A 22,069-nucleotide genomic window follows, 5' to 3' on the forward strand; every position below is an offset into this window, starting at 1 on the left:
TGGCTGTCGGGGACGGCTACCGCTTCGAGGCAAAGAGCTTCAGGTAGGCGTCGGTAATCGCTTGCTTGGAGAACTGTGTCATCAGCGTCTCATGCCCTCGCTTGGCAAGGCTTGTCCGCAATGCCTGGTCGTTGGCGATCCGCTCCACCGCACGCGCGAAACCATCCGCGTCGCCGATGTCGACCATCAGACCGTTTTCGTCATTACGCATGAACCATTGCGGCCCCTCGGAGCGGCTCGAGACGACCGGCGTTCCCTGCGCCCAGGCCTCCAGGATGACATTGCCAAGCGGCTCGTGACTTGACGCCATCACGAAAATATCGGCCGCCGCGAGAAACGGCCTTGTATCCTTTTGCCAGCCGGCGAAACGCACCCGGCCGGCGACGCCGAGATCGGTTGCGAGCTTGTGGAGGTTGGCCCGTTCCTCGCCATCGCCGAGCAGCCAAAGGTAAGTGCCGGGTACTTTGGCGATCGCCGCGATCAACGTGTGGAAACCCTTGCGCTCCACAAAGCGCCCCATCGACATGACGACAGGGGCTCCCTCCGGGGTGTCGAGCGTCGCCCGACTGACCGGTTCGACGCGCTCGGTATTGGTAAAATTCGAGATGATCTCGACGTCGTGCTTCCAGCCGAGATTGCGAACATGTTCGGCGATGCCCGGCGTGTTGCAGACGAGGCAGTCCGTGTTGCGAAAATAGTCAAGGCGTGGCGGATAGTCGCCGAGGCGCGAAATCCTGATGCATCCCTTGTAAGGTGGCATCAATTCGCTGGCGCGGGGCGCCCAAGCCATCAGGGCGTCCGGCCTGTCCCGCCGCGCCATGTGCATCACCTTGCGCGGCAGCAGCAGGCGATCCAGCGACAGGTTCCGGAAGTGGCTTTCTATTATCCTGGTCGCGCCTTCGATTTCGGAGCGCCAAAGACGGCGGGGTCGGATGACCGACGTCTGCTCCACGCCGCGTTCGGCGAGCGCGTTGACGAGATGGACGAAGAAACGCTCGGCGCCGCCATCCTTGCCGAAATGGAAGTGCATGACCTTCATCGCTGCGCCGCACCCTTGGAGAAGAGTTCAATGTAGGCATCACTGATCGCCTGTTCGGAAAAGCGCGTACGTAGCGTTTCGCGGCCGCCGGCACTCAATCTTTCCCGAAGCTCAGGATCGTCGCGCAGCCGACGGATCGCGTTCGCTAGGCGTGCGCCCGCACCGCAATACACGATCCGGCCATCAACTTCGTCGGTCATCACCCAGGATGGCCCCTCCGCGCGCGAGGAGATCGTTGCTTTGCCCGCGCCCCAGCCTTCGAAACAGACGTTGCCGAGCGGTTCATGCGAGGAATTGATGGCGAATGCGTCCCCTGCCGCCAGATAGCCGTAGGCGTTGGTCTGCCAACCTGCGAAACGCACGCGATCGTCGACGCCGAGTTCATTTGTCAGCTGTTCGAGCCGCTCGCGCTCCGGCCCGTCGCCGACGAGCCAAAGATAGGCGCCGTCGACCTTCTTGATCGCGCGGATCAGCCCGTCGAAGCCCTTGCGTTTGACAAATCGGCCCATGCCGACGACCACGAACGCGTCCGCGGGTGTCTGCATCTCCTTGCGCGCAATGGGAGCGACCGGTGTCGCGCGGGTGAAATTCGCAATCACCTCCACGCCACGCTTCCACCCGAGTTCGCGAACCTTCGCGGCCATGTCCGGCGTGATGCAAACCAGCGTCTCGACATTGGTGTAGTAGCCGAGATGTTCGGGGTAATCGCCGAGCCGAGAGATACGCATGGCGTCCTTGTATGCCGGCATGAAGCGGCTTGCCCGCAATTGCCAAGCCATGATGACGTCAGGCCGGAAATCGCGAAGAATGCGCCGCATTCTCCATTGCAGAAGAAACCGCGAAAGCGAGACCCTGCGGAAGATGCCTTCGTAGATCGTCGCGCAGCCTTCGATGTCCTTGCGCCAACTGCGATCGGGCCGGATGAGCACACGCTGTTCGACGCCCCTGTCATGCAGGGCATTGACGAGGTTGACGAAGAATCGTTCTGCCCCGCCTTCCTTGCCGAAGTGAATATGCATGACCTTCATGGGTTACCTTTCGAGGCTTGGATCACGTCTCCCGGAATTGACCTAGTGGGAAAGCGCGTCGTCGGTATTCGACCGTGCCTTGAGAGCGTGCCTTTGATAGATTTTGGCCGCTGTCAGAAAAGCATAGACGGCGCCGGTCATGGCCTCGATGAAGCCTGGCAGACCGCAGCGCCAAAGGCCGTTGCGAAAATAGAGGCGAAAGAAATAAAGCGGTGGACCGAAGACGAGTTTGTAGGACCTGGGCGGCTTGCCCGCTTCAAACTGTTGGTCGGCTTTCAGGCTTGAGTACTTGTTTTCCTTGAGGATCTGCTCGTCCATCAACAGCGGCCGGAAATGAAGAAGGCTGCCGGAGAGGGCGTTCTCGACCTTGCCGTCGGGCATGATGCCTTCATGGACCTTTTGGGTCAGATCGTATCGACCCCTGCCCCGGCGGATCAGGCGCAGGTTCCGCCGTTCATGCACCTGTTCCGGTGTGTAGCCGTAGCCAATCAGATAGGGGCGACGCGCGACGCGCCAGCCAACCGTCTCGGCGGGGGCCTGGAGAAGATTCGGCAGCAGCTTGCGCAACGGCGCATCCAGCCGTTCGTCGGCATCGATGTTGAAGCACCAGGGCTGGCTGCACTGCTCGAGCGCGAACTGCTTCTGCCCGGCATAGCCGCGCCATGGCTCATACATGAAGCGGATCGGCCAGCCCTTGTCGATATAGGACTGTACCAGGTTCGCCGTGCCGTCCGTCGAGCCGGAATCGACGATGACGATCTCGGCGCATTGATCGAGGCTTTCGATGCAATTGCCCAGATAGCCTTCTTCATTGAGGCAGATGATGAAAACGGAAAGCGGAAGCTTGGAGGTCACGCCGACGCCTTTTCAAACCGTTTTTGAAGTGAGGCGGCCCGGCCTGCGAAACATTCCGGTACTTTTCCCGAGCGGGAGCATGATTTCACGAGCACTTTCCTACAGGGACCGCAGGCCGGATGCGATGACCGCGGGGCCGCGGCTAGATTTCCACCTGGCACGCGTCCTTCACCTGACGGATCGTCAGCATCGTGCGCACCGTGTCGACATTGTCGGTTGCCGTTAGTTCCTCAATAACGAAATCCTGAAAGCTCGCAAGGTTCTCGGCCACGCACTGCAGCAGAAAGTCGGATTCGCCCGAGACCATCCAGGCCTCGCGGACGAGCGGCCAGGTAGCGGTGCGGGCGGCGAATGCTTTCAGGTTCGCATCGGACTGATGCTTGAGGCCGACCATGCAGAAGGCGACGAGGTCGTAACCGAGCGCGGATGCGTTCAGGAGTGCGCGGTAGCCGCGAATGACACCCGCCTCCTCCAGCTTGCGGACGCGGCGCAGACAAGGGGGCGCCGAAATGCCCACACGCTCAGCGAGCTCGACATTCGTCATCCGGCCGTTGCTCTGCAGTTCGCGCAGTATTTTCATATCGATGGCATCGAGCTCGACGCGTATGACCATTGCCTAGCATCCCCTTTTTCATCGGCCTTTGCGAAGGAGGCCTTATATGCCCGTCAGCAGGATTACGCCAATCGCCGCCCAAATCTGCGAGAGAACGATAGCGCTGTGGCCGCGAATGCGACAGGCCCGCCATTCCCGCAAGCGGCCAATTTCACTCCTGTGCCTAGCATGCAACCTGACGGCAGAACGAGAGTACTCGCTGCCGCATGCACAGGAACCTTCGGGTAGACATTTGTGAAAACCAACGCAAAGCACCACGGCTTCGGCACGCATCCCCGCAACTGATGCACCGGATCGGTCTTCCGGCACGAAAGCACTATGAAACAAAGCGGGTCGCCATTGCGGCGGAATCGCGCGCCGGGGTCGAGCGAGACATTGAAAACGATGCAAAAATGCCCGATCTGGTGCCAAAACGCTGCCCATAGCCCAAGCACTTGTGTGTATAGGCGGCCACACCCTTGAAAGTACAAGCGGTGAATACCTAAAGTAAGGCGATATTTGCCAGTAACCAACGGAACCGGATGATGCTGCCCAGGCTCTCCGACCTATCAAGGACACGTTCATGACCGCCCGCCATACCAAAGTGCTGATCATCGGCTCCGGCCCTGCTGGCTACACTGCGGCCATCTACACGGCGCGCGCCATGCTTTCGCCGGTGCTGATCGCGGGAATGGAACAGGGCGGCCAATTGATGATCACCACCGATGTGGAGAACTATCCTGGCTACGCCGATCCGGTCCAGGGCCCCTGGATGATGGAACAGATGCTGAAGCAGGCCACGCATGTCGGTGCGGAAATCGTCAATGATCTTGTGACGGATGTCGATCTTTCCGTCCGCCCCTTCCGCATCAAGACCGACAGCGGCAACGACTGGACGACGGACGCGTTGATCATCGCCACCGGCGCCAAGGCCAAGTGGCTCGGCATCGAGACCGAGCCGACCTTCATGGGCTTCGGGGTTTCGGCATGCGCCACCTGCGACGGCTTCTTCTATCGCAACAAGGACGTCGTCGTCGTCGGCGGCGGCAATTCCGCCGTGGAGGAAGCGCTCTATCTCTCAAATCTGGCGAAGACGGTCACCGTCGTTCACCGTCGCGACACATTCCGGGCAGAGAAGATTCTTCAGGAGCGCCTTTTCGCCAAGCCGAACGTGAAGGTCATCTGGGATCACGAGGTCGTCGAATATCTCGGCACGCCGGCAAAGCCGCCGATGCCCGCTTCGGTCAACGGCGTGAAGCTTCGCAATACCAAGACCGGCGAAACCACGGACATGGTGACCGATGGCGTATTCGTCGCGATTGGTCACGCACCGGCGGTGGAGCTGTTCAAGGGCAAGCTTCGCCAGAAGCCGAACGGCTATCTCTGGACGGCGCCGGATTCGACCGCGACCGATGTCGCGGGTGTCTTCGCTGCCGGCGATGTCACGGACGACGTTTACCGCCAGGCAGTCACGGCCGCGGGCATGGGCTGCATGGCGGCGCTCGAGGCGGAGAAATATTTGGCGGGTCATATGCCCGTCGCAATTGCAGCCGAATAGAAGCTGCGAATCGGGGCGCGCGCTGTAAGGCGCCGCGTCCCGCGTGGGAACAGATGCATCAGGCCACAACCGGAGGACGATTATTCAGTTCCCCGGGGTGGTGGTATATGGGGGCTTTCATGTCGCTAGACTGGGATAAACTGCGCATATTTCATGCGGCGGCCGAGGCCGGCTCGTTCACGCATGCGGCAGACAAACTCCATCTCTCGCAATCGGCCATCAGCCGGCAGGTCAGTTCGCTCGAACAGGACGTCGGCATCAAGCTGTTTCATCGCCACGCCCGTGGCCTGATCCTCACCGAACAGGGCGAGATCCTCTACCGCACCGCGCATGAAGTGCTGATGAAGCTCGAAAGCGTCAAGGTGCAACTCACCGAAACGACCGACAAACCAACCGGGAAGTTGCGCATCACCACCACGGTAGGGCTTGGCCAGGGCTGGTTGACGGACAAGATACAGGAATTCATGTCCCTGCACCCGGACGTGCAGGTCCAACTCATCCTGGACAATGAAGAGCTCGACGTGAACATGCGGCACGCGGACTGCGCTATCCGGCTGCGTCAGCCGCAGCAGTCGGACCTGATCCAGCGCAAGCTCTTCACGGTGCACATGCATATCTATGCCGCGCCCTCCTACATCAACAAACACGGCGAGCCCCAGTCCGTCGAGGATCTGGACAATCACCGGATCATCACTTTCGGCGAGCCGGCGCCCAATTACCTGCTTGATGTGAACTGGCTGGAGATCGCCGGACGGGACCACGACAATCCGCGAATCTCGCATCTGCAGATCAACAGCCAGACCTCGATCAAGCGAGCCTGCCTGCTAGGCATCGGCATCGCCATGCTTCCCGACTACATCGTCGGCCGCGATCCCGGGCTCATTCAGCTCCCGATCAGCGCAGACATTCCATCTTTCGATACCTATTTCTGCTACCCGGACGAAATGAAGAACGCGGCGAAACTGAAAGTCTTCCGTGACTATATCGTTGCCAAGGCGCGTAACTGGAATTTTTGACGCCTGCTTCAGTTGCTTGAATTCTGGGCAATTGCTCACTGTAATTAAAAGATGCTGTTTTATAAGGATATTTTCTAACGCAAAGGAAGTTCCCTTTAGAGGGGGCGCTTTGTGCGCCGCATAAATGTGCAGGGATGCGCACACGACATGGCTGTCATGCATATTAAATGATTGCTGCGCGCCCAAAAAAACAGCATACCAAACCCAGCTGATGCATCTTTGGTGGCTTCTCCTCCCAGTGCCACCGCAGCAGCTGTTCCCCTCTGGAGGTTCTTATTACCTTCACAACTACAAGGGCCCAAGTTTTCTTGTGGCCCTCTTTTTTTGCCTGCCGCTCCCCCAAAGCCTTCACTCGAGAAAATGGCAAGGCCAGCTATTGAAAGCCGCCTTTGCACTCCCCACATGTTTTTTGGCTGATGCATATGGCGGCATTCTCCTCCCAGCCGCCGCAGCAGCTGTTCCCCTCTGGAGGTTTGAGACCTTCACAACTGTAAGGGCCCAAGTTTTCTTGTGGCCCTTTTTTTTGCCGATGAAAGAGCATGATTTCGGGTCGATTCCGGCGTGTTGGCGCTGGATCAGGATGGGCTGCTTGGCGTCTGCGTTCCGCTTTGTCTGAGATCACAGGCATGTGATTTGTATATCGGCATTTATCGATACATATATCGATGTAACTAGATACGGCGATTTTGCAATGGATAAAGATGAAATCCTGAAGGCGTTGGCGCATCCGGCTCGGATGGACATTCTTACATGGTTGAAGGAGCCGGAGGCACATTTCTCCGGCCAGGAGCATCCACTCGATATGGGTGTCTGCGCCGGACAGTTCGAACGTTGCGGTCTATCGCAGTCGACCGTGTCGTCGCACCTCGCCGTCCTGCAGCGCGCCGGTCTGGTGACAACCCGGCGCGTCGGCCAGTGGGTTTTCTACAAGCGCAACGAGGAAACGATCGCCGAATTCCTGAAGGCCATCGGTAACCTCTGACACCTTTCTTCCTCCCAAGTCTCAGCTGCAACGGAAAGGACATTTCATGGCTTCACTTTTTGACCCGATCACGATCGGCGAAATCACGCTCCAGAATCGCGTCGTGATGGCTCCGCTCACCCGCAACCGCTCACCGAAAGCGGTCCCCAACACGCTGAACGTCACCTATTACGAGCAGCGCGCTTCCGCCGGCTTGCTGATCACTGAGGGGACGGCGATCACGCATCAGGGGCAAGGCTATGCCGACGTTCCGGGTCTCTATAAGCCCGAGGCACTCGAAGGATGGCGCAAGGTGACGGATGCCGTTCACAGCGCCGGCGGCAAGATCGTCGTCCAGATGTGGCATGTAGGCCGTATCTCGCACACGTCTCTCCAGCCAAACGGCGGCCAGCCCGTCGGCCCCTCGGCGATCCGGGCAAAGTCGAAGACCTATCTCGTCAACGAGGATGGAACCGGCGGGTTCGCAGAAACGTCCGAACCCCGCGCGCTGGAACTGGAAGAAATTGCTGGCATTGTCGAAGATTACCGCAGGGCGGCGCGCGCCGCGATCAATGCCGGGTTCGATGGCATCGAGATCCATGCCGCGAACGGGTACCTGATCGACCAATTTTTGCGTTCCGGCTCCAACCAGCGCACCGACGCCTATGGCGGTTCGATCGAGAATCGCGCGCGCTTCATCTTCGAGGTTGTCGACGTGATCACGAAGGAGATCGGTGCAGGCCGGGTCGGCATCCGTATTTCGCCGGTCACTCCGGCCAATGATGCCTTTGACCCGGAGCCACAGGCGCTCTTCACTTATGTCGTGGAGAAACTTGCCCGCTATCCGCTTGCCTATATTCACGTCATCGAGGGCGCGACGGGCGGCGCGCGTGATCACCAGCAGGGCGATCACCCGTTCGACTATATCGGCCTCCGCGCTGCCTACACCGCGGCCGGCGGCAAGGCTGCCTGGATGACGAATAACGGATACGACCGAGACCTCGCCGTCAGAACGGTCGAAACTGGGGAGGCCGATCTCGTTGCTTTCGGCAAGCCCTTCATCGCCAACCCCGACCTTGTCCACAGGCTGAAGGACAACGCACCGCTCAACGCTCCCGACCAGGCAACGTTCTACGGTGGCGGCGCCAAGGGATACACCGATTATCCGCTGCTCGAGCAGGTTGCTTGAGGCCTTGGCCAAAACGAAGGGCCTCGCGCAATGCGGGGCCCTTTCCCATCACGAATCTACTATCCTGCCCTGATGTTTGCTTCCTGGATTGAGAGATGGTCGCTGGTGCCCGATGGCGAGGCGATCACCACCCGTTCGAGCCGCCTGCTGCCGGTGCGCTGGCGCGGCCTGCCGGCAATGCTCAAGGTTGCGCAGGAAGCGGAGGAAAAATTCGGCGGTTTGCTGATGCGCTGGTGGGATGGTCATGGCGCGGCTCGCGTCTATGCCGAGAGCGGTGAAGCCATCCTCATGGAGCGTGCGGAAAGCCGGCGCTCGCTCTTTCACATGGCGATGACGGGCAGTGACGATGCCGCGACGCGGATCATCTGCCGCACGATCGCCTCGCTGCATACTACGCGCTCGATGCCACTCCCGGAGCTCGTACCGCTCGAAAGATGGTTCGAAGCGCTCGAACCAACGGCGCATGCCCAAGCCGGTCTGTTCGAGATTTGTGCTGGTGCGGCAAGGGTGCTTTTCGCCGATCCTCATCCGCCGACCGTGCTGCACGGCGACATCCACCATGGAAACATCCTTGACTTTGGTGAACGGGGCTGGCTCGCGATCGATCCGAAGCGTCTCCATGGCGAGCGGGGCTTCGACTATGCAAACCTCTTTTGTAATCCTGAATTGCCGATCGTCACAGCGCCTGGGCGACTCGAGAAACAACTCGCGATCGTAGCGCAGGAGGCGCAGCTCGAGCCACGGCGGATTCTTTGCTGGTGCCTTGCCTATGCCGGCCTGTCGGCAGCCTGGTTCCTGCAGGACGGCGAAAGTGCTGAAAACCCGCTTGCAGTGGCTGAGATTGCCGCGGCTGCACTGAACCGCTAAAGCTCACGGCGTTCTCGATGGAGAACGGTCACGGGAGAGCAATATGCAAATCAGGGATGCGGTCGACGCCGACATCGAGGCCATTCGCGACATCTACAATGACGCGGTGGCGAACACGACGGCGATCTGGAACGAAACGGTCGTCGATGTCGCCAATCGCGCAGCCTGGCTCAAAGCGCGGAAGACGGCAGGTTTTCCTGTTCTCGTTGCACAGTCCGAAACCGGCGAAGTCATCGGCTATGCCTCCTTCGGCGAATGGCGTGCTTTCGACGGCTATCGCCACACGGTCGAGCATTCGGTCTATGTGCGCAGCGACCGGCGCGGCGGCGGTATCGGCCGGGCGTTGATGGTCGCGCTCATCGAGCGCGCCGAGGCACTCGGCAAGCATGTGATGGTCGCCGGAATTGAATCGAGCAACCTCCCCTCGATCCGTTTGCACGAGCAACTGGGCTTCAAACAAACCGGCCACATGAAGGAAGTCGGGACGAAATTCGGTCGCTGGCTTGATTTGACCTTTATGCAACTGGTTCTGCGCACAGGCTCGCCGAACTGAGATTGCCTTCGCCTGTTTTTCGCCGCCTACGAAGATGCTATGTATGCTCACTCGTTGTCGCTGAGGAGCCGCATGGGCGAACAGAGCAGAGCGGGCAGATGCCACATCTGGGGCAACCGAATGGGACGTCTGGCGCGCGCTGCAGGAGCCGCGTTGTGGGTCTCCGGCTGGCTTGCCGGTGCGGTCTCCGGTGTTGCAGAGGCCCGCACCGATGCGCCGGTCGCGCCGCGAAAGTGCCTCTATTCGGGTGTGTCCGCGGCAAACCCCTCCGTCCGCCTCTGCATCAGCCCCGATAATTTTGCCCGAGATGTCTGCGGCATCATTGAGCACTATGCCTTGGTGAACGATCTGCCGGCTCCCTTCTTTGCCCGGCTGATCTGGCGCGAAAGTCTTTTCCAGCCAGACGCTATCAGTCCGAAGGGCGCGGAGGGAATTGCCCAGTTCATGCCCGCAACGGCAAAGCTGCGCGGCTTGTCGAACAGTTTCGATGCTGTGGCGGCTCTTGGCAAATCGGCCGAGTATTTAAGCGAGCTCAAGTCGCGCTATGGCAATCTCGGTTTTGCGGCAGCGGCCTACAATGCTGGCGAGGCGGGCCTTGAGCGCTTCCTCGAAAACGACCGGCTACCATACGAGACGCGCGACTATGTCTTGGCGATTACAGCCTATCCCGTCGAAGACTGGCGGGATAATCCACCGAAGTCGCTCAATCTCGAACTCGACAAGGGCAAGAGCTTCCTGGATGGCTGCGTCGCGCTGGCCAATACCCGGCGGCTGCGCGAGCTGGTCATAGCCGATGAGGCCGTCTGGGCGCCGTGGGGTGTCCAACTGTCGGCGCATTACCAGAAATCCGTTGCGCAACGGCTGTTCTTGCATGCGGTGAAAAGACTGCCGGCGCCAATCAACACCGAAAAGGCAGTCCTCGTAAGGGAGCGCAACGGCGCCTTCGGAGCGAGAAGACGATACGCGGCCCGCATTGGTAGGCAGACGCGCGCCGAGGCAAACGAGCTTTGCGCCGCCATACGCAAGAGCGGCGGCGCCTGTATCGTTTTCAAGAACTGAGGCCCAGGCGTCCCGGCACGGTCGTCAACTGCGTTCCGCGGGATTACGGAAGGCAGCCGAGCGAGACGAGAGTTGCCATAACCGCGTCATCGATCGGCGTTTGCGGCTCCTCACCGAGCGTGGCGATCAGCCGATCATTCCGCATATCGAGCGGCTCGCGCCAAAGATAGCGCATTTCCTTGAGCTCCTTGAAAAATGGCACGAAGGGCGACGCAAGGGTCACGAGCCACCAGGGAAACCTTTTGACCTCGAGATCAGGCTTCCCGACAGCGCGCCGGATGGCCGTAATCATCTTGGTGCCGTCGTCGTCGAAGAAACCGCGCATGTGGTAGACAGCAAATGGTGGAAGGCTCTCCGCGCGTTCGATCAACCGGATCATCGTCTCTGCGACATCCGGCAAATAGGCCCATTGGTGGGCCGTTCCCTTCTTCCCCGGATAGCTGATCGCAACAAGCGGCTTCCCCGGCTTCACCAACCCTTGGGAGAACCAGTTGTTCGCGGCGCTCGGGCCAAAGAAGTCCCCTGCCCGCAGAATGATAACACCGACACCGGCTTCCGACGCTGCCAATAATCTTGCTTCCATTTCCTTGCGGATGGCGCCTTTTTCCGTTCGTGGGTTCTGCGGCGCATCTTCGTTGAGCACCCGGAAGACATCGGGTCCAAAATTATAGATCGTACCGGGCAAGACGATGCGCGCACCGACCGCCTTGGCCGCAGCGATCGTGTTATCGAGCATCGGCAGCACGAGTTTGCCCCAGTTCCGATAACCGGGCGGATTGACCGCGTGTACGATTACGCTCGCTCCCTCCGCCGCGGCTCGCACATCCGTGGCGTTCATCGCGTCGCCCTGCATCCATTCGAAGGCCGACATGTTTCTGGATGCCTTCGCCGCATCCCGGTTCAATGCCCGGATCGTCCACCCGCGGAGGTGAAGGCCGCGGGCCACCGCTCCCCCTATTCCCCCAGTTGCGCCCAGCACCAGAACTGTTCCTGAATTGCCCTGCGTTTCCGTCATTTCTCTCTCCATCGCTTCGATGGATTGAGGATCGCCGGTGTTCGTGCCAAACGGAATTGTCTAAATAACTATGGCAGCTATACTTAAATTTATGAACAAGGCTGAACCGAGCTGGGATTTTTACCGCACCTTTCTGATGGTCCTGAGCGAAGGATCGTTGTCGGCGGCGGCGCGCGAACTTGGGCTGACCCAGCCGACGGTCGGTCGTCATGTCGACGCGCTGGAAGAAGTCCTCGGTTTTCCGCTGTTTACTCGCTCGCCGCAGGGCCTGTTGCCGACCGACGCAGCCCTGGAACTGAAGCCCTATGCCGAAGCCCTGGCGGCCACCTCCTCCGCTTTGCTTCGCGCCGCCTCCGGCCAGCATGGTGCGGTTGGCGGAACCGTCCGCATCAGCGCCAGCGAGGTGATCGGCATAGAGGTCTTGCCGCCGATCCTTGCAGAACTTAACCGGGAATATCCGGACCTCACCATCGAGCTTTCCGCATCGGACGCGGTCGAGGATCTTTTGCACCAGGAGGCTGACATCGCCGTGCGCATGGTCAGACCGGCGCAGGATGCCTTGGTTGCCCTTCATATCGGCGCAGTGCCGCTCGGCTTCCATGCGCATCGGTCCTATCTCGACCGTCGCGGCGTTCCTGAAACCATCGATGACCTCTCCCGCCACACCCTGATAGGTTTCGATCGGGAAACTGCTGCGATCCGGAGCATCATGGCGCGCACGCCGGATCTGCCGGCGGTGCGTTTTGCGCTGAAGACCGACAGCAATGTCGCGCAGCTCGCGGCCATACGAGCCGGCTTCGGCATCGGCATCTGCCAGAACGCGCTTGCCGCCCGCGATCCTCAGTTTGTCCATGTGCTTTCCGACACCTTTGAGATGAAACTCGAAACCTGGCTCGTGATGCACGAAAACCTGCGCGCGAGCCCGCGCTGCCGTGTCACCTTTGATGCTTTGGCCAAGGGGCTCAAGGGCTATGTCCGGCAATAGCGCCAGGGTGTGCGCGGCCAACAAAAAGCCCGCCGGCAAGGGCGGGCTTTTCAGTTCTAGCATGTAAGTACGATCAGTCTTCAGAAACTTCAGGTGACTCCGGCGCGATACCTTCGCCAAGCGCAGCTTCCACAATCTCGTCCTCGCCGTCCGGCTCGCTGATCCGCTCGACAGACACGACCTTCTCGTCCTTGGCGGTCGAGAAGATCGTAACGCCCTTCGTCGCACGGCTGGCCAGACGGATGCCGCTGACGGGCACGCGAATGAGCTGACCACCATCGGAGACGAGCATGATCTGGTCGTTGAATTCGACCGGGAAGGCGGCGACCAGCTCGCCGATCTCGGCCGTCTTCGAGGTGTCGGTGGCGCGGATGCCTTTGCCGCCGCGGCCTGACGTGCGGAAGTCGTAGGAGGACGAACGCTTGCCGAAGCCTTTTTCGGAGACCGTCAGCACGAATTGCTCGCGTGCCTTCAGTTCCTCGTAGCGCTCGTTGGAAAGCTCGCCGCCGTCGGTGACTTCTTCGCCGACCAGAGCGATTTCCTCTTCTTCGCCGTTCGTGCGCCGCTCGGCGGCTGCTCGCTTCAGATAGGCCGCACGCTCCCACGGCTCCGCATCGACATGGCCAACGATCGCCATAGAGATGATCCGGTCACTATCGCCAAGCGAGATGCCGCGCACGCCGATCGAATTGCGGCCCGCAAAGACACGCACGTCCGAGACCGGGAAGCGAATGCATTGGCCGAGCGCCGTCGTCAGCAGCACGTCGTCCAGCTCGGTACAGGTGTCGACAGAGAGGATTTCGTCGCCCTCTTCGTCGAGCTTCATCGCGATCTTACCGTTGCGGTTGACCTGGACGAAATCCGAGAGCTTGTTGCGGCGGACCGTGCCGCGGGTGGTCGAGAACATCACGTCCAGGTTTTCCCAGGTCGTTTCGTCTTCGGGCAGCGGCATGATCGTGGTGATGCGTTCACCGGGTTCGAGCGGCAGCATGTTGATCAGGGCCTTGCCGCGCGATTGAGGCGTACCGATCGGAAGTCGCCAGACCTTTTCCTTGTAGACGATGCCGCGCGACGAGAAGAACAGTACCGGCGTATGAGTGTTGGCAACGAATAGCCGGGTAACGAAATCCTCGTCCCGCGTCGCCATGCCGGATCGGCCCTTACCGCCGCGGCGCTGCGCCCTGTAGGTGGTCAGCGGCACGCGCTTGATATAGCCGAGATGAGAAACCGTCACGACCATATCTTCCTGGGCGATCAGGTCTTCGTCGTCCATATCGGGGCCGCCTTCGGCGATCTCGGTCCGCCGTGGCGTTCCGAATTCGTCGCGGACAGCTTCCATTTCCTGCTTAACGATCGACATGATCCGCAGGCGCGAGGAGAGGATATCGAGGTAGTCCTTGATTTCCTCGCCGATCTTGTTGAGTTCGTCGCCGATTTCGTCACGACCGAGCGCTGTCAGGCGTTGCAGGCGCAGGTCGAGGATGGCGCGGGCCTGCTCTTCCGAGAGATGGTAGGTGCCGTCATCGTTGATGCGGTGACGCGGATCGTCGATCAGACGAATGAGCGCATCTACGTCATGCGCCGGCCAGCGGCGCTCCATCAACTGCTCGCGCGCCGTCTGCGGATCGGGCGCCTGGCGGATCAGCTTGATGATTTCGTCGATATTGGCGACGGCGATGGCGAGACCGACCAACACATGCGCGCGCTCGCGCGCCTTGCGAAGCAGGAATTTTGTTCTCCGGCTAACGACTTCTTCGCGGAAGGAGACGAAGGCGCGCAGCATGTCGAGCAGCGTCATCTGCTCCGGCTTGCCGCCGTTGAGCGCCACCATGTTGCAGCCGAACGAGGTCTGCAGCGGCGTGTAGCGGTAGAGCTGGTTGAGGATGACCTCGGCGTTGGCGTCGCGCTTCAGCTCGATGACGACGCGATAGCCCTGGCGGTCGGATTCGTCGCGAAGGTCCGAGATGCCTTCGATGCGCTTGTCGCGCACCAGCTCGGCCATCTTCTCGATCATCGTCGCCTTGTTCACCTGATAGGGGATCTCGGTGATGATGATCTGCTCGCGATCGCCGCGCATCGGCTCGACATGGGCACGTCCGCGCATGATCACGGAGCCGCGGCCTGTCTCATAGGCCTGGCGGATGCCGGAACGGCCGAGAATCAATGCGCCGGTCGGAAAATCCGGCCCCGGAATGATCTCCATCAGCTCCGGCAGTTCGATCGCCGGATTGTCGATCAGCGCGATGCAGCCGTTGATGACTTCGCCGAGATTGTGTGGCGGGATGTTTGTCGCCATGCCGACGGCAATACCGCCTGCACCGTTCACCAGCAGGTTCGGGAATTTCGCCGGTACGACGACCGGCTCATGCAGCGTGCCATCGTAGTTGTCACGGAAATCGACCGTTTCCTTGTCGAGATCGTCGAGCAGCGAATGGGCCGCCTTCTGCAGCCGGCATTCGGTATAGCGTTCGGCCGCAGGCGGGTCGCCGTCGACCGAACCGAAGTTGCCCTGACCGTCGATCAACGGCAATCGCAGCGACCAGTCCTGCGCCATACGTGCCAGCGCATCGTAAATCGCCATGTTGCCGTGCGGGTGGTATTTACCCATCACGTCACCAGTGACGCGGGCGCACTTGACGTATTTCTTGTTCCAGTCGATGCCGAGCTCGCTCATCCCGTAGAGGATGCGCCGGTGAACGGGTTTCAGGCCGTCGCGCACGTCGGGAAGCGCGCGGGAAACGATCACGCTCATCGCGTAATCGAGATAGGACCGCTGCATTTCCTCGATGATGGAAATCGGCTCGATGCCTGGCGGAGTTTTTCCGCCGCCGGGAGTGCTTTGTTCAGTCAATGTTGATCACGATCTTTGTTCAGAATCAGTCGGTTTTTTATAGCCGAATGCGGCTCTAAGCGCCAATTTTTGCAGTTGGTTGTGAACAGTCTTTTGCCGCAGGAACAGGCTTTTCTAGGGCATTCGTCCGGAAATCGGAACGAGATTTGCGAGGCGCCGAGCATGCGCGCCGCGCATCTCTGACGATCAGGGCCGCGAGGCATGTCCCAAGTCGGTTTAAGCCATTGATCGGCCGTTGGCTAGCCGCCCCTTTCCAAGCTCGCCGCGCTTGCCTAACAATGCGCGCAAGCCACCGGGAAAACCCGGCGTAGCAATCCGGAAGGGGAAACGGATGTTCGATGTCGATCTCTTGATCAACGCACTGACGACACTGCTTGTTACGCTCGATCCGCCCGGTCTCGCGCCGATCTTTCTAAGTCTTACTGTGGGTCTGAGCCGCCAGGAACGTTTCCAGGTCGCCACCCGCGGGTCGATGATCGCATTTTTCATCCTCGCCGCATTCGCCCTCTTCGGTGACGGCATTCTCGGCTTGCTCGGGATATCGATCGGCGCGTTCCGCATCGCGGGCGGTCTGCTGCTTTTCTGGATCTCGTTCGAAATGATCTTCGAAAGGCGCCAGGAACGGAAGGAGAAAACCGGCGAAGTCGCGGTGACCAAGGACCACATTCACGACATCGCGGTATTCCCCCTCGCCCTGCCCCTGATCGCCGGTCCGGGTGCGATTTCGGCCACCATCCTGCTTGGCAGTTCGTTTCCCTCGGTTACCGATCGTGTCCAGCTTCTCGTTGTCATCGCAGCGTCGATGGTGCTCTTGTTTCTGGCACTCGTGATCTCCGAACGCATTGACCGTTTTCTCGGGGTCACGGGACGGGCGATCCTCACGCGCCTCCTTGGTGTCATACTGGCGGCACTGGCAGTGCAGTTCGTCCTCGACGGCGTGCGCTCGGCCTTCCTGGCGTAGCCCATCTCGCCGGAAGAACCGGAGATCAACAGCGCAATGGATCGCGTCACCGCCAACGGCGCTCGTCCGTCGCATCGGGGCGCCTTTACTGCATATTTCCTTAAGTCGCAGTCGATTTAAGGATAGGACACGCAGCAATTCAAAGGATTACAGCGTTCTTTGCGCGTCTGATAAGACGCGCGGCGCTAAAGGTCCGATCGTGGGACAGCCGAAGCGCGAAAAGCCGGTCCCCTTGCGACCGGCCTTTCCAATTCTCGTCGTTTTCGCGGAGCCGTTCTCGCGAGCGGCGACACATCAGAACGGAATGTCGTCGTCGAGGTCGCGCGAGAAGTTGCCGCCGCTCTGGCCGCCCTGGCCACCTTGGCCGCCAGAGCGCCCACCGGAAGACTGGCGCGACTGATCGTAGTCCTCGTAGCCGCCGCCGAAGTCGCCGCCGCCACGGCTGACACCGGAGCCGCCGCCCTCGCCGCGGCCGTCCAGCATCGTCAACGTCGAGTTGAAGCCTTGCAGCACGACCTCGGTCGTGTAGCGGTCGTTGCCGTTCTGGTCCTGCCACTTGCGGGTCTGCAACTGGCCCTCGATGTAAAGCTTGGCGCCCTTCTTCACATATTGCTCGACAACCTTGCAGAGGCCTTCGTTGAAAACGACGACATTGTGCCATTCCGTCTTCTCGCGACGCTCTCCGCTGTTGCGGTCGCGCCAGGTCTCCGAGGTGGCTATGCGCAGGTTGGCGATCGGACGGCCATCCTGCGTGCGCCGGATTTCCGGGTCGGCCCCGACATTTCCGATCAAGATCACCTTGTTGACGCTACCAGCCATATCGCTTTTCCCGTGCTTTCCGCCGAACCGCCGCCCGGCTCTCCAATTTCAAGAAGCGCATCTTAACGGCCTGTAGCCACCGATACGCCCCGCATCGTACATAATCCACAACTGATTTGCCGAGATTATAGCTGACATTTGTTCTTTTTTTGTTCTATTATTTCCCTATTATCCTGTCAACCGAATCGCAATTGAGCCGCCTCTTTGCCGATTGCGCCTCGACACGGGCGTCGTCGTCATTAAATAGGAGGCTTTCAACGACATGCAAAGCTGGCTTCCGATGAGCGAACTCAAGACCATCTCCATTCGTGGTGCGCGCGAGCACAATCTCAAGGGTATCGACCTTGATCTGCCGCGCAATAAGCTGATCGTGATGACCGGGCTTTCCGGATCCGGCAAATCCTCGCTCGCATTCGATACAATATATGCGGAGGGTCAGCGCCGCTATGTCGAGAGCCTTTCGGCCTACGCACGCCAGTTCCTTGAAATGATGCAGAAGCCGGACGTCGACCAGATCGACGGCCTGTCTCCGGCGATCTCGATCGAGCAGAAGACGACCTCGCGCAACCCCCGCTCGACGGTCGGCACGGTTACCGAGATCTATGACTATATGCGCCTTCTCTTCGCGCGCGTCGGCGTGCCCTATTCGCCGGCGACCGGCCTGCCGATCGAAAGCCAGACGGTTAGCCAGATGGTCGATCGCGTGCTGGAATTCGGCGAGGGAACGCGGCTCTACATCCTCGCGCCGCTCGTGCGCGGCCGCAAGGGCGAGTACAAGAAGGAACTCGCCGAGCTGATGAAGAAGGGCTTCCAGCGCGTCAAGGTCGATGGCCAGTTCTATGAAATTGCCGACGTGCCCGCGCTCGACAAGAAATACAAGCACGACATCGACGTCGTCGTCGACCGCGTCGTGGTGCGGCCCGATCTCTCCACACGTCTCGCCGACAGCCTCGAGACCTGCCTGACGCTCGCCGATGGCCTGGCGATCGCCGAATTCGCCGACAAGCCGCTGCCGCCGCAGGAAACTGCCGCCGGCGGTTCCGCAAACAAGTCGTTGAACGAGACGCACGAGCGAGTGCTGTTCTCGGAGAAATTCGCTTGCCCAGTCTCCGGGTTCACGATTCCGGAGATCGAGCCGCGGCTCTTTTCCTTCAACAATCCCTTCGGCGCCTGCCCGACTTGCGACGGGCTTGGCAGCCAGCAGAAGATCGACGAAGCGTTGATCGTCCCGGAACCGAACCGGACCTTGCGAGATGGTGCGATCGCGCCGTGGGCGAAATCGTCTTCGCCTTATTACAATCAAACGCTGGAGGCGTTGGGGAAGGTCTTCGATTTCAAGCTCGGCAGCCGCTGGAACGAGCTCTCCGAGGAAGCGCAGCGGGCCATCCTGCACGGCACGGAGGAGAAGATCGTCTTCCATTATGTAGACGGCGCGCGTTCCTACAACACCACGAAGACCTTCGAAGGCATCGTGCCCAATCTCGAGCGCCGCTGGAAGGAGACGGACAGCGCCTGGGCGCGCGAGGAGATCGAGCGTTTCATGTCGGCCGCCCCCTGCCCGGCATGCGCCGGTTATCGGCTGAAGCCGGAGGCGCTTGCGGTCAAGATCAACAAGCTGCACATCGGCGAAGTCACGGACATGTCGATCCGCCTCGCCCGCGACTGGTTCGAGACCTTGCCCGAGCACCTTAACGCGAAGCAGAACGAGATTGCCGTGCGCATCCTCAAGGAGATCCGCGAACGGCTCCGCTTCCTCAACGACGTCGGGCTTGAATATCTCAGCCTCTCGCGCAATTCCGGCACCCTTTCCGGCGGCGAGAGCCAGCGTATCCGGCTGGCTTCGCAGATCGGCTCGGGGCTGACTGGCGTGCTCTACGTACTGGACGAGCCTTCGATCGGCCTGCATCAGCGGGATAATGCCCGCCTTCTCGACACGCTCCGGCATCTGCGTGACATCGGCAACACGGTCATCGTCGTGGAGCATGACGAAGACGCGATCCTGACCGCGGACTACGTCGTCGATATCGGCCCGGCGGCCGGCATCCACGGCGGCGAGATCGTCGCGGAAGGCACGCCGTCCGACATCATGGCAAATCCGAAGTCGCTCACCGGAAAGTACCTCTCCGGCGAACTCGCGGTGGCCGTGCCGAGCGAGCGACGCAAACCGAAAAAGAAAAAGGAAATCACGGTCGTGGGGGCGCGAGCCAACAATCTGAAGGATGTGACGGCCTCGATCCCGCTTGGTGTCTTCACCGCCGTTACCGGCGTTTCGGGCGGCGGCAAGTCGACTTTCCTCATCGAAACGCTCTACAAGGCGGCCGCACGCCGCATCATGGGCGCGCGCGAAAATCCGGCAGAACATGATCGGATCGACGGTTTCGAGCACATCGACAAGGTGATCGACATCGACCAGTCGCCGATCGGCCGCACGCCGCGGTCGAACCCGGCGACCTATACCGGCGCCTTTACGCCGATTCGCGACTGGTTCGCTGGGCTTCCGGAGGCGAAGGCCCGTGGCTACCAGCCGGGGCGCTTCTCCTTCAACGTCAAAGGCGGCCGCTGCGAAGCATGTCAAGGCGATGGCGTCATCAAGATCGAGATGCACTTCCTGCCGGACGTCTATGTCACCTGCGACGTCTGCCACGGCAAACGTTACAACCGCGAAACGCTCGACGTGCATTTCAAGGGCAAGTCGATTGCCGACGTGCTCGACATGACGGTGGAGGAAGGCGTCGAATTCTTTTCGGCTGTGCCTTCCGTGCGCGACAAGCTCGTGACGCTGAACCAAGTGGGGCTAGGCTATATCAAGGTCGGCCAGCAGGCGAACACGCTTTCGGGCGGCGAGGCGCAGCGGGTGAAGCTTGCCAAGGAACTGTCCAAACGCTCGACCGGCCGCACGCTCTACATCCTCGACGAGCCGACAACGGGCTTGCATTTCCACGATGTAGCCAAACTTCTTGAAGTTCTGCATGAGCTCGTCAACCAGGGAAACTCGGTGGTGGTCATCGAGCATAATCTCGAAGTCATCAAGACTGCGGACTGGATCATCGACTTCGGTCCCGAAGGCGGCGACGGCGGCGGCGAAGTGATCGCCAAGGGCACGCCGGAAGAGGTTGTGAAGGAGCCCCGCTCCTACACTGGGCAATTCCTGAAAGAGCTGCTGGAGCGCCGGTCGGTGAAGAAGGTCGAGGCGGCGGAGTGACCGTTCGCGGCGATCCGCATCTCGGACAGTTGCCTGCTGCATCTATCCTTAAATCGTACCCGATTTAAGGATAGCTGCGGCAATTCAAAGTGCTACAGCGACCTTTGTGCGTCCCGACGGACGCACGGCGCTGTAGAGCGCGGAACGCGACGCTCCTTTAGGACCCATGTTCGCCCGGAAACGGGTGGTCGTGCTGACCGGGACCGGCGACGCTGATTGCGCGGAGTCGTCGAGCGGCTTGGCGGCAAGCGAGATAAATCGCCCGAAAGGGCCTTGAGGAGGAGACGATGACACAATCCGGTAAAATCCGCGTCGGCATCGGCGGCTGGACCTTCGAGCCCTGGGAGGGCACGTTCTATCCTTCCGATCTTCCGAAGAAGCGGCAGCTCGAATTCGCCGGCAAGGAGTTGCGCACGATCGAGATCAACGGCACCTATTACAGTTCACAGAAGCCGGAGACCTTTGCCCGTTGGGCGGCCGACGTTCCGGACGATTTTATCTTCTCGCTGAAGGCCAGCCGATTCGTGACGAATCGCAAGGTTCTTGCCGAAGCCGGTGAATCGATGGAGAGATTCCTGACCCAGGGACTGACGGAACTGGGCGATCACCTCGGCCCCATTCTCTGGCAGTTCGCGCCAACCAAGAAATTCGAGCCGGATGATTTTGAAGGCTTTCTGAAGCTCCTCCCGGAAAAGCAGGACGGCCTGAGACTTCGTCATGTGGTCGAGGTTCGCAACCCGTCGTTCCAGGCACCCGATTTCATCGAGCTGCTGAACAAATACAAGGTGGCGGTCGTGCTCGCCGAACATGCGGACTATCCGATGGTCGCCGACGTCACCGCAGACTTCGTCTATGCAAGGCTGCAGAAAGGCAGTGATGACGTAAAGACCTGCTATCCGCCCGAGGGGCTGGATCTATGGGCTGAGCGGCTGAAGACCTTTGCGGCGGGCGGTGAGCCGGAAGGACTCGAAAAGAGCGCGCCGGATCGCAAGGCAGAGAAGAAGCCCCGCGACGTTTTTGCCTTCTTCATCACCTCGGGCAAGGTCAACGCGCCGAACGGCGCCAGAGAACTGCAGAAGCGCGTGGGGTAAAGCAATTCCAGGAAAGTGTGCAACGTTTTCCGTACGGAATTGCCTAGTTTCAAATGACTAGCCGCAGTGGCGCCGAAGAGAGCCCGGCATTGGTTGATTCGTTGCGGCCATGATTGCTGCTGCATTGATATCTGCTGCATTGATATCTGCTGCATTGATATCTGTGCGTCTGAAAGGCCACTCGGCGCTGTAGGGCAATACCAGATGTTGCGGCGGCGTCCAAAACCGAAACGGAGCCGCCGCCTTCAATGTCATTGCGGGACCGAATCACCGAGTGCGCGTCACATCCACGCCGCTTTTGCAATCGCGGGTAGCGCTACGGTATGTCCCTCATCTGCTTTTTCATCCTTGAAAATTTTGATTTTCCGTCTGCCGCTACGGCATTGTCGCAGGCAACCAGCGGAAGTCCCTGATTTTCAACGGCTTGA

At 60.2% G+C, this 22,069-nt stretch carries 18 protein-coding genes; 11 read left to right on the forward strand and 7 right to left on the reverse strand.

The features are described 5' to 3' along the window. Window positions 1-16 precede the first annotated feature (16 nt). From QN219_RS05160 to QN219_RS05175, 4 genes are all read right to left on the reverse strand, one after another. Window positions 17-1,039, reverse strand: coding sequence for a glycosyltransferase (locus QN219_RS05160; protein WP_283998510.1), 1,023 nt, complete (start codon window positions 1,037-1,039; stop codon window positions 17-19). Beyond that, window positions 1,036-2,067, reverse strand: coding sequence for a glycosyltransferase (locus QN219_RS05165; protein ID WP_283998512.1), 1,032 nt, complete (start codon window positions 2,065-2,067; stop codon window positions 1,036-1,038). Before QN219_RS05165 ends, QN219_RS05160 begins: the two co-directional genes overlap by 4 nt. 42 nt (window positions 2,068-2,109) lie before the next feature. Beyond that, the gene (locus QN219_RS05170; protein WP_283998514.1) at window positions 2,110-2,922 is read right to left on the reverse strand and encodes a glycosyltransferase family 2 protein; all 813 of its coding nucleotides are present in this window, start codon (window positions 2,920-2,922) and stop codon (window positions 2,110-2,112) included. A 142-nt stretch (window positions 2,923-3,064) separates the two neighbouring features. Then, window positions 3,065-3,535 carry an Lrp/AsnC family transcriptional regulator gene (locus tag QN219_RS05175; protein WP_283998515.1) on the reverse strand — a complete coding sequence of 157 codons (471 nt, stop codon included), beginning with the start codon at window positions 3,533-3,535 and terminating at the stop codon, window positions 3,065-3,067. Window positions 3,536-4,097: 562 nt separating this feature from the next. Here QN219_RS05175 and trxB point away from each other — a divergent pair. The 7 genes from trxB to QN219_RS05210 all read left to right on the forward strand — a co-directional run bounded on the left by trxB (window position 4,098) and on the right by QN219_RS05210 (window position 10,717). Further along, window positions 4,098-5,072: a thioredoxin-disulfide reductase gene (trxB, locus tag QN219_RS05180; protein ID WP_283998517.1), complete on the forward strand. Its 975-nt coding sequence runs from the start codon at window positions 4,098-4,100 to the stop codon at window positions 5,070-5,072. Window positions 5,073-5,191: 119 nt separating this feature from the next. Next, the gene (locus QN219_RS05185; protein ID WP_173512994.1) at window positions 5,192-6,088 is read left to right on the forward strand and encodes a LysR family transcriptional regulator VtlR; all 897 of its coding nucleotides are present in this window, start codon (window positions 5,192-5,194) and stop codon (window positions 6,086-6,088) included. A 691-nt stretch (window positions 6,089-6,779) separates the two neighbouring features. After that, entirely contained in the window at window positions 6,780-7,070 is a 291-nt protein-coding gene (locus QN219_RS05190) for a helix-turn-helix transcriptional regulator (protein WP_173512995.1), read from the forward strand. Window positions 7,071-7,116: 46 nt separating this feature from the next. Beyond that, window positions 7,117-8,238, forward strand: a complete 1,122-nt coding sequence (locus tag QN219_RS05195; RefSeq protein ID WP_283998519.1) for an alkene reductase — start codon at window positions 7,117-7,119, stop codon at window positions 8,236-8,238. Window positions 8,239-8,310: 72 nt separating this feature from the next. After that, window positions 8,311-9,105, forward strand: a complete 795-nt coding sequence (locus tag QN219_RS05200; protein ID WP_283998520.1) for an aminoglycoside phosphotransferase family protein — start codon at window positions 8,311-8,313, stop codon at window positions 9,103-9,105. A gap of 43 nt (window positions 9,106-9,148) precedes the next feature. Beyond that, window positions 9,149-9,658: an N-acetyltransferase family protein gene (locus QN219_RS05205; RefSeq protein WP_283998521.1), complete on the forward strand. Its 510-nt coding sequence runs from the start codon at window positions 9,149-9,151 to the stop codon at window positions 9,656-9,658. 72 nt (window positions 9,659-9,730) lie between these two features. Further along, window positions 9,731-10,717 (forward strand): transglycosylase SLT domain-containing protein, encoded by a 987-nt coding sequence (locus QN219_RS05210; RefSeq protein ID WP_405052085.1) that lies wholly within the window; start codon window positions 9,731-9,733, stop codon window positions 10,715-10,717. Between the two features lie 43 nt (window positions 10,718-10,760). On the opposite strand, the gene QN219_RS05215 is transcribed toward QN219_RS05210, so the two are convergent. Beyond that, the gene (locus tag QN219_RS05215) at window positions 10,761-11,732 is read right to left on the reverse strand and encodes an NAD(P)H-binding protein (protein ID WP_283998524.1); all 972 of its coding nucleotides are present in this window, start codon (window positions 11,730-11,732) and stop codon (window positions 10,761-10,763) included. A gap of 91 nt (window positions 11,733-11,823) precedes the next feature. Here QN219_RS05215 and QN219_RS05220 point away from each other — a divergent pair, with 91 nt between their 5' ends. Beyond that, the gene (locus QN219_RS05220; RefSeq protein WP_283998525.1) at window positions 11,824-12,717 is read left to right on the forward strand and encodes a LysR family transcriptional regulator; all 894 of its coding nucleotides are present in this window, start codon (window positions 11,824-11,826) and stop codon (window positions 12,715-12,717) included. Between the two features lie 73 nt (window positions 12,718-12,790). Here the strand turns inward: QN219_RS05220 and gyrA are convergent, their stop codons facing one another. Beyond that, entirely contained in the window at window positions 12,791-15,568 is a 2,778-nt protein-coding gene (gene gyrA, locus QN219_RS05225; protein WP_283998526.1) for a DNA gyrase subunit A, read from the reverse strand. 331 nt (window positions 15,569-15,899) lie between these two features. Here gyrA and QN219_RS05230 point away from each other — a divergent pair, with 331 nt between their 5' ends. Then, window positions 15,900-16,529: a MarC family protein gene (locus QN219_RS05230; protein WP_283998527.1), complete on the forward strand. Its 630-nt coding sequence runs from the start codon at window positions 15,900-15,902 to the stop codon at window positions 16,527-16,529. Between the two features lie 294 nt (window positions 16,530-16,823). Here the strand turns inward: QN219_RS05230 and QN219_RS05235 are convergent, their stop codons facing one another. Next, window positions 16,824-17,348 carry a single-stranded DNA-binding protein gene (locus tag QN219_RS05235; protein ID WP_283998528.1) on the reverse strand — a complete coding sequence of 175 codons (525 nt, stop codon included), beginning with the start codon at window positions 17,346-17,348 and terminating at the stop codon, window positions 16,824-16,826. A gap of 280 nt (window positions 17,349-17,628) precedes the next feature. Here QN219_RS05235 and uvrA point away from each other — a divergent pair, with 280 nt between their 5' ends. Continuing rightward, complete coding sequence (gene uvrA, locus QN219_RS05240) at window positions 17,629-20,550, forward strand: excinuclease ABC subunit UvrA (protein ID WP_283998919.1); 2,922 nt, start codon at window positions 17,629-17,631, stop codon at window positions 20,548-20,550. 287 nt (window positions 20,551-20,837) lie between these two features. Then, on the forward strand, window positions 20,838-21,641 hold the full coding sequence (locus QN219_RS05245) for a DUF72 domain-containing protein (protein WP_283998530.1): 804 nt from the start codon (window positions 20,838-20,840) through the stop codon (window positions 21,639-21,641). The last annotated feature ends 428 nt before the right edge of the window (window positions 21,642-22,069 follow it).

Source organism: Sinorhizobium sp. 8-89, from assembly GCF_030124325.1.
Lineage (GTDB): Bacteria > Pseudomonadota > Alphaproteobacteria > Rhizobiales > Rhizobiaceae > Sinorhizobium.